Annotated in this window: 9 protein-coding genes; 6 read left to right on the top strand and 3 right to left on the bottom strand. The window is 56.8% G+C overall.

The genetic code is table 11. The annotated features are described in order from the left end of the window. Window positions 1–322: 322 nt before the first annotated feature. On the bottom strand, window positions 323–1,516 hold the full coding sequence (locus tag KGB23_RS27335; protein WP_223433295.1) for a Fic family protein: 1,194 nt from the start codon (window positions 1,514–1,516) through the stop codon (window positions 323–325). Window positions 1,517–1,761: 245 nt separating this feature from the next. After that, complete coding sequence (locus KGB23_RS27330; RefSeq protein ID WP_046056783.1) at window positions 1,762–2,034, bottom strand: hypothetical protein; 273 nt, start codon at window positions 2,032–2,034, stop codon at window positions 1,762–1,764. A gap of 502 nt (window positions 2,035–2,536) precedes the next feature. On the opposite strand from KGB23_RS27330, the gene KGB23_RS27325 reads away from it, so the two are divergent. From KGB23_RS27325 to KGB23_RS27300, 6 genes are all read left to right on the top strand, one after another. Then, window positions 2,537–3,400 carry an OST-HTH/LOTUS domain-containing protein gene (locus KGB23_RS27325; RefSeq protein WP_223433294.1) on the top strand — a complete coding sequence of 288 codons (864 nt, stop codon included), beginning with the start codon at window positions 2,537–2,539 and terminating at the stop codon, window positions 3,398–3,400. Window positions 3,401–4,614: 1,214 nt separating this feature from the next. Beyond that, window positions 4,615–4,989: a hypothetical protein gene (locus KGB23_RS27320; protein WP_223433293.1), complete on the top strand. Its 375-nt coding sequence runs from the start codon at window positions 4,615–4,617 to the stop codon at window positions 4,987–4,989. A gap of 351 nt (window positions 4,990–5,340) precedes the next feature. Continuing rightward, entirely contained in the window at window positions 5,341–6,699 is a 1,359-nt protein-coding gene (locus KGB23_RS27315; protein ID WP_046046668.1) for an MATE family efflux transporter, read from the top strand. 95 nt (window positions 6,700–6,794) lie between these two features. Continuing rightward, complete coding sequence (locus tag KGB23_RS27310) at window positions 6,795–7,490, top strand: phosphoribosyltransferase (RefSeq protein WP_223433292.1); 696 nt, start codon at window positions 6,795–6,797, stop codon at window positions 7,488–7,490. An 80-nt stretch (window positions 7,491–7,570) separates the two neighbouring features. After that, complete coding sequence (locus KGB23_RS27305; protein WP_223433291.1) at window positions 7,571–8,311, top strand: transporter substrate-binding domain-containing protein; 741 nt, start codon at window positions 7,571–7,573, stop codon at window positions 8,309–8,311. A gap of 88 nt (window positions 8,312–8,399) precedes the next feature. After that, on the top strand, window positions 8,400–9,431 hold the full coding sequence (locus KGB23_RS27300; RefSeq protein WP_223433290.1) for an NAD-dependent epimerase/dehydratase family protein: 1,032 nt from the start codon (window positions 8,400–8,402) through the stop codon (window positions 9,429–9,431). On the opposite strand, the gene KGB23_RS27295 is transcribed toward KGB23_RS27300, so the two are convergent. Beyond that, window positions 9,358–9,765 carry a MerR family transcriptional regulator gene (locus KGB23_RS27295; protein ID WP_223433289.1) on the bottom strand — a complete coding sequence of 136 codons (408 nt, stop codon included), beginning with the start codon at window positions 9,763–9,765 and terminating at the stop codon, window positions 9,358–9,360. The two genes, KGB23_RS27300 and KGB23_RS27295, sit on opposite strands and share 74 nt — an antisense overlap. Window positions 9,766–9,775: the final 10 nt, after the last annotated feature.

Raw genomic sequence — 9,775 nt, 5'->3', positions numbered from 1 at the left:
CTTACCCAATGTTGGCCAGAAGCCGTTGAAGGCTTCCTCGAACAGGCCTCATACATAGATGCAACCGGGTAGCAGTGTTCAAAAAGCAGGTTGAACGTGGGGGCGAGTCCATACATAGCAGCTGGCGAAGCCTGCGTTCGGCTGCGAAGCAGTCGTGAATCCGGCTAACGCGGTCCGCCTGACGCACCGCAATAGCTGATTTTACGACTGCTTCGCAGCCGAACGCAGGCTTCGCCAGCTGCTACAAGGAAGTGCATCGCCGCTGAAATTGCTTAACTGACTGGCATTGGGCTTTGATGGCGCCCGTTTTCATTTAATCCAATTACTGAAACCGTCGATGCAAATCCGGAAAAATATCTTGGGCAAACCAAGCGGGCAGGCCGGGCGTGACGAACCGGGATTTAGGCGTTTGGCTTTCCACCAGGCCGACTTTGATTAGCCGCGAAAGCTCATCGATTGCCGGGCGTGGTGTAAGGCCGGTGAAGGTCTTTATTTCATTGCGCGGCAGGCTTCCTTGGGTGATTAGCGCAATGATTGCTGGCGCACTTTCCGGGCGAATGCCTTGTTGTATAAGTTTGTCGTTGTAGTGAAACGCGCGTATCACGCGCTCTCGAAGCTGAGACGGGTCCACCGCGGCGGTCATGTAATCGACCTGGTCGTGACAAACCTGCAGCATGAACTCGATGAACTCGAAATAGCGTCGCTGAGACAGCTGGCCGCGTCCGTCCAGATCGCCTTCTCTTCGGCGGTCGGCCATGGTCAGGGCGGTGTAGTAATTCTGGTGTTGCCTTGCAAGGCCGCGAGACAGTGACCATAACGTTGGCTTCAGCCCCAAACTCACCAACTGTAGATGAGTGACCAACCGAGCAACCCGACCATTCCCGTCGGCAAAGGGGTGAACCCACGCGAGGCGATGATGGTAGGCAAGCGCAGAAATAAGCTGACGGCGGGAGTCTGTCTGTCGGCCGAAGCCTGCCTGAAGGTGTCGTAGCATTCCCTCTACAGCACAAGCGTCCGGTGCATCATGATTACCAACGACAACGTTCTGCCCTGTGACCGAGCGCAGGATACCGGGCTGCATGATCGAGCCATCTGACAGCGTTCGTTCCGCATCACTGGCACCGCGAAAAAGCCGTTTATGTGCTGTGCTCACAAGCTCAGGTGCGAACATGTCACCCCAGGCAAACGGCGCACGCTGGCGTAACGCCCGTTCGAGCAACGCTTGCACCGCCATCTGTTCAACCGCCAGGTTTTTAAGCTGTTTGCGATCTTTGACCGGTGCCGCTTGCGCTTTTTGCATTTCGGCGGGCTCGGTGTATTGCCCTTCGATCAGGTTCGAGTAAAACGTATTGGTGATTTGCAGCAGACGGCCGAGGCGTGCAGCGGTTTCAGGAGGCAGGCGTCCGGCTAGGAATTGTGTCTTTCTGGGCAGCGCGTCCGCGAGCGCAACGATTGACGGAGGCAATGCGTCAGGGAGAATCGGGTCGAGCCAGGCTTTTGATGTGATCAGGGGCATAGCGGCTTGTACCGTATGAAAGGCTTCACATTTTATTTCACATATTGAATGGATGAACAAGCGCTGATTTATTGGGTTTCAGGGGTTTTTTAGGCTTTCTAAAGAAAATTATCTTCACATTTTATTTCACATGTTTTTTGTGAAATGACTTCGGTCAATGGGCTCACGAAAAGCTCCGTCAGTCGCGTTTATGCATATACCGCAATTGCAGAAAAACGGGCGCCCATTGAGGCGCCCGTTTTTACTTACTCCTTCACCTGCGCTCGTAAGCGTCGACCGATCACGTCCATCAAGTCACAGCCGTCGCGTAACGGAATGACTAACAGCTGAGAAAAGTCTTTCAACACCACCGTGTCGCAACCGAGTTCGGCGCGGTAGGCGATATTTTCCAGCACCTGCGTGACCGTGCGGATGCGGTAATCGGCCATGGCTTGCAGGACGTCGAGTGGCGCTTGGGTGTCGATGAGCAGGGAGGCCGGGATCAGGTCGATTCCGGTGAGGGGCATGTATCTTTCCATAGGTGAGATCTCGTTCAGTTAGATGAGACCGCCAACAGATCGTCGCCAAACGAATAGGGTGGCAGTTGCGCGCAGGTTGGCGAACCGGGAACGAAAACCGGCAGACCCGAAGGTCTCCCGCGCGCAACCGCCATAGTACAGCGGTTTTGCAGTTGCGGCGACGCCTGCAAATGAGCAGGCGGCCCTCGCATTCGTATCTCGGGTCGCCAAACCCGAATCGCCATTTTGGGCGACGAGATGGACTATAGGCCTCATCAGAACGGCGGGAAAGGTGAGGGATTCCTAGGTTTGTGTAGGAATTTTTATGGTGGTCCTAGGACCGTTACGCCCCTTCCGTGAGCGACTGCTATCGGCCGATTCTGTTGAAAAAGTCCCAGCGGATTGACTCAACCTACACTGAGTTTGAAAAGCGTCCGATTTACGCGTTGCAAGCCCTTCTGGCAGGGCAAGCGTATTGCAGTGAATCGCTCCAGTCCTACCACTTATACCTGAGTCGTTAATCATGGATGAAGTCACTACCATGCCTTCGGATGATGTACCTGACCTTCAACGTATAGTGCAGCGCAAGCTCGGGCGCTGCCTGTTGCGCTTGCAACAATACGAACGGCTGCTGAAAGTCATAGTCGCGCATGGCGAGTTGAGCGGCCCTGCGGATCGGCTGCATACCATCCGTGGGCAAAAGATCGCATGTGCCCAGAAAAAGACCATGGGCACATTGGTCGGAATGCTGACCGAAAGCTTTCTGACCCAGTCGCCCCAAAATGATAAATCACAGACGGAAGCCGATGCCGGTGACCAGATCTGGTTCAGCTATCGACTCCAGTTGGTAATGCCAGCCGAGCACTATGAGGCAACGAAGGCCGCCCTCAAGGAGCTGGTCGACCTGCGCAATGAACTGGTTCACCACTTCATTGAGCGTTTTGATCTCTGGACTGAATCAGGCTGCCAGGCGGCGGATGGTTTTCTGGAGGAAAGCTACGAAACCATCAATCGGCATTGTCTGAATCTGCAATGTTGGGCCAAGAGCATTAATGTGGCAGCAGCTAAAGTGGCTTCGGTTATGCAAAGCCAAGCATTTGAAGATGCGATCATCGACGGTATCAGGGAGGACGGTTCAGTCTATTGGCCTGGCAGTGGGATATGCCGCTGTTTACGTGAGGCAGAAACCAAGCTTGCCGAAGGTGGCTGGACTCGACTGGAAGCAGCCATCTGCTGGATTGGTGGTACCTATCCAGAGCAGATGCCAAAGCGCTACGGTTGCAGTAGCTGGAGGCATGCCCTGCACGAATCGCGGCAGTTCGAAATACGAAAATCCCAAGCTGATAATGAACCTACTGCCGTCTGGTATCGCAGCAAGGTCAGTTGAATGGGAAACTGAATCGCCCCTCCTTTTGTAAGTGCGCTGAGTGACTGCTTCTGGCCGATTCTGTCGATCGGCCAAAAGCGGTCAATGAAGCTGCTGGCATGCTGGCAGTGTTGTTTAATTTGACGCCTACACTGTTCAAGCAGCTTGGCTTGTTATCTGTATCGTGTTTCTCCTTGAATAGGCTCACTTTGGCCATAGCCACCCTAGGGAAAACAAGGACGTACAGGAAAACAAGGAACGTTATACGACATTACTATCGCGTTTAAATGCGATAGCGATGTCGCTAAAGGGCAGCTAGATGCTGGAGGCACATGCAATTACAACTTAAGCTTTTAACCACTCTTGCGATTTTGGTCGCTCAGTCAGCGATAGCTCAAGATCCTGACGCGGCCTTATCTAAGCTATCTCCCGACGCGCGCGATTGGGTCAATCGTTCATGTACTCGCAGCCTCGGGCCGTCTCTCTGGTCTAGCTGCGTCGTGCGGGAAGCGTCAGCTGCTTCGCGTGGAAAACCAAACCTTTCCAGCCTAAATCCGGAGATGCGGGCTTGGGTCATAAGAAGCTGCTCGGACTCCCTCGGCCCGTCTCTTACCATTAGCTGCCTCACCCGCGAGAAAGCTGCACTGATAGACGGGTTGCCAAACATTTCGTCTCTTACCGAAGAACAAAAGCAATGGTTGTTCAGCTCCTGCTCTACATCGCTGGGGCCTTCGCTATTTGTGGCATGCGTTCAAAGAGAATCGGCAGCTCTTCGTGGCACACAATCCGCTCCCCAACAACCTCGCGCAGCCGCGTCTCCTGCTCCACGCAAGCACTACAGCACACCAAGCAGAAGCTCAGGTCATGAGAGCTATAAAATCGAGGTTGCTCATAACGATGAGCTTTTCATTATCAACGGAGAAAAATTTGAATCACAAACTTATTGCCTGGACTGGGAAGAAGGAGACGAAGTTCTATTTCTAGAGGGAAGCCCGGTCGGTGTATGTACCAGTGCAGAGCTTCTAAACCTGAGAACACGCGAAAAGTGCGATGTATGGTGCGAGTAGGTGACTTGGCCGGACGGTAACCCAATCACCGTTTCTGCCCGGAATATGATGCCGATATCGTCAAGACGCAGGAGGAGTCACGAGGCTTTGCAGCCGCTGCCTCTTGCTTCTTGCAGCATGGTATTGGTTGAATGCTGCAAATAGTGGCGCATTGCCAAAGGAAAAACTATGAGTCGGCTTTCAATCGTTATACTTACTTTGATGTTGTCCGCATGCGCCACGACAGCAAAGTACGAAAAAATACTCGACACCTGGGTCGGTGAAGATGAGTTGAATCTGGTCCGCAAATGGGGACCGCCTCAGCAATCCTATGAAACCAGTGGGCATAGATTTCTTGTCTACTCCAACGTCCGAAACGTTTTCGTTCCTGGACAAGCTCCGACCTACCAGACTTCGGTGATTGGAAATACCGCGTACACCAATACCTACGGCGGCTCGCCAGCGATGAACGTTAACCTGAGCTGCACGACTACCTTCGAAATCGCCGACGAGAAGATCACGACTTGGTCCTATCGCGGCAATAACTGCACAGCCACTGACTAAATAGTCGGGAAACTGGGACGCGAATAGCGCGCTCCGGTATTGCCAAAGATCCCAATCAAGGGCCGGCAATGTGCGGCGATCGATTCCCTTCACCCGCCCCACTAGTTTCAAGGTGTCCAGCGGCGCATGTACATGACTGCAATCAGTTGGGGGCTGTATGGGGCCGGGGAACTGAAACCACCATTGGTCTGCATTCGACTGCCCGTTTTTGGACGAAGTCTGCTACTGAGAGGCAGCAATGGGTTGTGGATTCAACCGGTCGATGCAACAGATTGGCTAAATCGAACGGGTGGAGCCCAGTCCCCTAGCGTAGAATTTGCAAACCGCGATCGCACCCGAGACGGACCCTCAATGCAAACCCCCGCCACCCAACACCCCCTCTGGAAAACCTACCTCCTTTTCCTGGCCCCCATGGTCCTCTCCAATTTCCTCCAATCCATGTCGGGCACCATCAACAGCATCTACATCGGCCAAATGCTCGGCACCCAAGCCCTGGCTGCCGTGTCCGGCATGTTCCCCATCGTCTTTTTCTTCATCGCCCTGGTCATCGGCCTCGGCGCGGGTGCGGGTGTGCTCATCGGCCAAGCCTGGGGCGCGCGTGAACCGCATTTGGTGAAAACCATCGCCGGCACAACCTTGCTGTTAGGCGCAATGATCGGCCTGACAGCGGCAGTACTCGGCAGCGTGTTCGCAAGGCCAGCCCTGGAAGGTTTGGGCACACCGGCCGATGTTATCGACGACGCCGTGTCCTACGCCCACGTGATGATGTGGATCATGCCGTCGCTCCTGGTCTACGTGCTCTTCACTCAACTGCTGCGCGGGGTGAGCGATACGGTGTCGCCGCTGATTGCGTTGGTGGTGTCGACGTGTATCGGGTTGGCGCTGACGCCGGCGTTGATTCGCGGGTGGTTCGGGTTGCCGATGATGGGGATTCAGAGTGCGGCGTATGCGGGGTTGGCGGGTAATTTGTCGGCGATGGGGTGGCTGGCGTGGCGGTTGATTCGCAAGGGGCATCCGTTGGCGCCGGATCGGGAGATGTTTGCGGCGATGCGCCTGGATCTGGTGATTCTCGGCAAGGTGTTGCGCATCGGGTTGCCGACCGGGTTGCAGATGGTGGTGTTGTCGGTGTCGGAGCTGGTGATTCTGGCGCTGGTGAATCAGCACGGTTCGCAGGCGACGGCGGCGTATGGGGCGGTGACGCAGATCGTCAATTACGTGCAGTTTCCGGCGCTGTCGATTGCGATCACGGCGTCGATCCTCGGTGCTCAGGCGATTGGGGCAGGGCGGCTTGAGCGGATGGGGCCGATTCTGCGCACGGGTCTGTTGATCAACGTGTGCCTGACCGGTGGGTTGGTGGTGTTGGGTTATCTGTTGTCGCACTGGTTGCTGGGGTTGTTCCTCACGGATGATTCCACGCGGGCGAAGGCGGAGCATCTGTTGCACATCATGCTCTGGAGTCTGTTGGTGTTCGGCTTCCAGGCGATTGTCGGCGGCATCATGCGCGCCAGCGGCTCGGTGCTGGTGCCGATGGCGATTTCGATTTTTTGTGTGGTCGGGGTGCAGTTGCCGGTGGCGTATGTGCTGGACGGGCACTTCGGGTTGCAGGGTGTGTGGATGGCGTTTCCGGTGGCGTATCTGGGGATGCTGGTGTTGCAGACGGCGTATTACAAAATGGTCTGGCAGCATCAGAAGATCGAGCGGTTGGTGTAGGCGGGCGGACTTGCTGTCGGCCACCTTCAGACTGACAATTCAGAGTGACCGTGTGATGCGAACCGACAGGCGTGATCGCCTGAGGAGGTTTTCAAATGAGTCCCTCATCGCCCACCATCCTGCAGGACCGGGCCGCTGCCGGGCGCCGTCTGGTGGAACCGTTGCTCAAATACGCGCATCGCCCCGATGTCATCATCCTCGCCTTGCCCCGTGGCGGTGTGCCGGTGGCCTATGAAGTGGCCGCTGCACTGGACGTTCGTCTGGACCTGATGCTGGTCCGCAAGCTGGGCGTTCCGTCTCATGAAGAGTTCGCGATGGGCGCCATCGCCAGCGGCGGCATCCAAATCCTCAATGAACATGCGCTGCGGGTTCACCCGATTGACCCGGCCACGTTCGATGACGTGGTCGCACGGGAAACCCGGGAGCTGCTACGCCGCGAGAAGGTTTACCGGGGAACGCGCGCACCTGTGCAACTCAAGGATCAGGTGGTGATCCTGATCGACGACGGCCTGGCGACAGGCGCCTCGATGATGGCGGCGATTCACGCGGTGCGTGTACAAGCGCCGTCTCGTATCGTCGTCGCCGTGCCGGTGGCGCCGATTGAGACGGCGGAGGCGCTGCGCAGCGAGGTGGATGAGCTGATTTGCCCGATCATTCCCGACTGGCTGATGTCGATCAGCCGTTGGTACATGGACTTTACCCAGACCTCGGATGCCGAGGTCATCAAGCTGTTGCAGCGGGCGTGGCAGCGAGAGTCCAGTTCCGCGCAGCAGCGTTCCGGTCATCGTTGACAAAGATCAGAGCCCTCACTGGATAACGCGTTGCCCGGCGTGCTTCACTCAGCGTTCTCGAGACAAGGATTCTTAGAATGATGAGTGCTATCACCCCCGCAGTTCTTGAAGATCTCGCCCCGCAAGGCGTCCTTCGCGCCGCGATCAATTTCGGTAATCCGGTATTGGCTCAGCAGGGACAGGATGGATCGCCACAAGGCGTCTCCGTCGCATTGGCCAAGGCGCTGGCGCAAGAGCTTGGCGTGCGTCTGGAGATGGTGACGTTCGACGCCGCCGGTAAAGTGTTTGCCGCGCTGGAGGAGGGGGGCTGGAACCTTGCGTTCCTCGCCATCGAGCCCGTGCGCGAGCAACAGATCGCGTTCAGTGCGCCCTACGTGATCATTGAAGGCACTTACCTGGTAGCGGCCGATTCGCCCTTTGTGGCCGTCGAAGATCTCGATCAGCCAGGGTTGCGGCTGGCGGTCGGCAAGGGCGCGGCCTATGACCTGTTCCTCGCGCGCACCTTGAAACACGCGCAGCTGGCGCGGGCGGAAACCTCCGCCGCTGCGGTCGACCTGTTCTTCGACGAGGACCTGGATGCCGCGGCGGGCGTGCGCCAACCGTTGCAGAAAGTAGCCGATGCGGACCCGCGTTATCGCGTGCTTGAAGGGGCCTTCACAGCCATTCGCCAGGCGATGGCGGTGCCTCGAGATCGAGAGGCAGGTGCTGCGTATGTGAGGGCATTTGTGGAGCGCAAAAAAGCCGAAGGCTTCGTGCACGCGGCGCTGAAGGCCAGCGGTCAGGCGGATGTCACGGTGGCACCGCAGGCTGCGATCTTTTGATCCGCTGATATTGACTCTGTCCCAAGGGACAGAGACTAAGGTCGTCCTCGCCAAAACGGATGTTTGTTCAAGCGAGGGGGACAGTTGTATGAGTCAGTTATGTCTGGTCACAGGCGCCAATGGGCATTTGGGCAATACCTTGGTCAGAGCCTTGCTCGATCAGGGTTACCGAGTCCGCGCCGGGGTTCGTGATGTGAACAATTCGGCAGCGTTCGAGGGGCTGGATTGCGAAAGGGTGTATGCCGAACTGCTCGACGAAGCGGCCATGCTCGAGGCGTTGAACGGGGTGGACGTGTTGTTTCAGGTTGCGGCGGTGTTCAAGCACTGGGCGAGGCATCCGCACGCCGAGATTATCCAACCGAATGTGGAAGGAACACGTCGCGTTTTGCAGGCAGCGGCGAAGGCCGGGGTCAAGCGCGTGGTGTATGTCAGTTCCGTTGCGGCCATCGGTCAGAACGGGCAGGCGCTCGATGAAGAGCACTGGAATGACGAGGACGAGAATGCCTATTACGCGTCCAAGATCCTGTCGGAGCAAATGGCCTGGCACACGGCTCAGGCGCTGAATCTTTGGATGGTGTCAGTGTTGCCCTCGGCGATGATCGGCCCCAACGCGGCCAAGCTGACTGACACCATGAAGTTTGTCGATTCGGTCAGGCGGCGGCAAATGCCTCTGGACCCGGGCTTTCATTTCAATTTTGTTGACGTGCGAGATGTCGCCCTGGGGATGATCCTCGCGGCAGAAAAAGGCCACTCAGGGCAGCGCTACATTCTGGCGAATGAACGGTCCTCTTCACTGGCCGAGATCATTGATGCAGCGAACGTGGTTTCACCGGGCTATCGCCCACCACCGCCGGCACCCAAGTGGTTGTTGGTCGCGGTGGCGTGGATGCAGGAGCGTTGGGCCGGGTTGACCGGTCGGCCAGCGCAACTGTTGCTCAGTCAGGTGAGGATGTTCCACGGCATTAAACAGGAATACGCCATCACCAAGGCCAGGACCGAATTGGGCTTCCGTCCACGAGCGCCGCAAGTCGCCCTGCAATCGGCGTTCATCTATCTAGGCCAGCGCTTGACGCATCGCTATGAGGCGTTATCACTGCGCCCGGTTCAAAGAGTGAATTGATCTCGCTTTTGAGTTCGCTAAGGTGATCAGCCAAGGCTAGCAAGTCGGCTATTTTCTCGAAAATTTGCTGGCGCTTGAGCTCGATCGCCTCGTTGGCCAGTTCCAAGGGAAAGGCGTTCAAAGTGTTCTTGGCAGCGATGAGCGGCACCATCTCGGCGAGCTTGAAACCGGCGACCTGTGCGCGGCGGATCAGGCGCACGAGCGTGAGGTGATGTGAGGTGTAGACGCGATATCGGCCCTGACGATCCGGTTCCGGGATCAACCCCATCTGTTCGTAAAGTCGAATGGCTTTCGGGGTGCAGCCGGTGAGCCCGGCGAGTCTTCCAATGAACATCAGCAATCCT

Origin of the sequence: Pseudomonas sp. GL-B-26, assembly GCF_019947405.1 — a bacterium.
In the GTDB taxonomy this organism is placed as follows: domain Bacteria; phylum Pseudomonadota; class Gammaproteobacteria; order Pseudomonadales; family Pseudomonadaceae; genus Aquipseudomonas.
This window is presented reverse-complemented; position numbering and strand designations above follow the sequence as displayed.

What these genes read in the sequence shown, in the direction of transcription:
- KGB23_RS27325 (WP_223433294.1), top strand. Translation starts at nt 2,537, where the DNA reads ATGGATGAAGTCACTACCATGCCTTCGGATGATGTACCTGACCTTCAA.
- KGB23_RS27300 (WP_223433290.1), top strand. Translation starts at nt 8,400, where the DNA reads ATGAGTCAGTTATGTCTGGTCACAGGCGCCAATGGGCATTTGGGCAAT.
- KGB23_RS27315 (WP_046046668.1), top strand. Translation starts at nt 5,341, where the DNA reads ATGCAAACCCCCGCCACCCAACACCCCCTCTGGAAAACCTACCTCCTT.
- KGB23_RS27305 (WP_223433291.1), top strand. Translation starts at nt 7,571, where the DNA reads ATGAGTGCTATCACCCCCGCAGTTCTTGAAGATCTCGCCCCGCAAGGC.
- KGB23_RS27320 (WP_223433293.1), top strand. Translation starts at nt 4,615, where the DNA reads ATGAGTCGGCTTTCAATCGTTATACTTACTTTGATGTTGTCCGCATGC.
- KGB23_RS27310 (WP_223433292.1), top strand. Translation starts at nt 6,795, where the DNA reads ATGAGTCCCTCATCGCCCACCATCCTGCAGGACCGGGCCGCTGCCGGG.
- KGB23_RS27295 (WP_223433289.1), bottom strand. Translation starts at nt 9,765, where the DNA reads ATGTTCATTGGAAGACTCGCCGGGCTCACCGGCTGCACCCCGAAAGCC.
- KGB23_RS27330 (WP_046056783.1), bottom strand. Translation starts at nt 2,034, where the DNA reads ATGGAAAGATACATGCCCCTCACCGGAATCGACCTGATCCCGGCCTCC.
- KGB23_RS27335 (WP_223433295.1), bottom strand. Translation starts at nt 1,516, where the DNA reads ATGCCCCTGATCACATCAAAAGCCTGGCTCGACCCGATTCTCCCTGAC.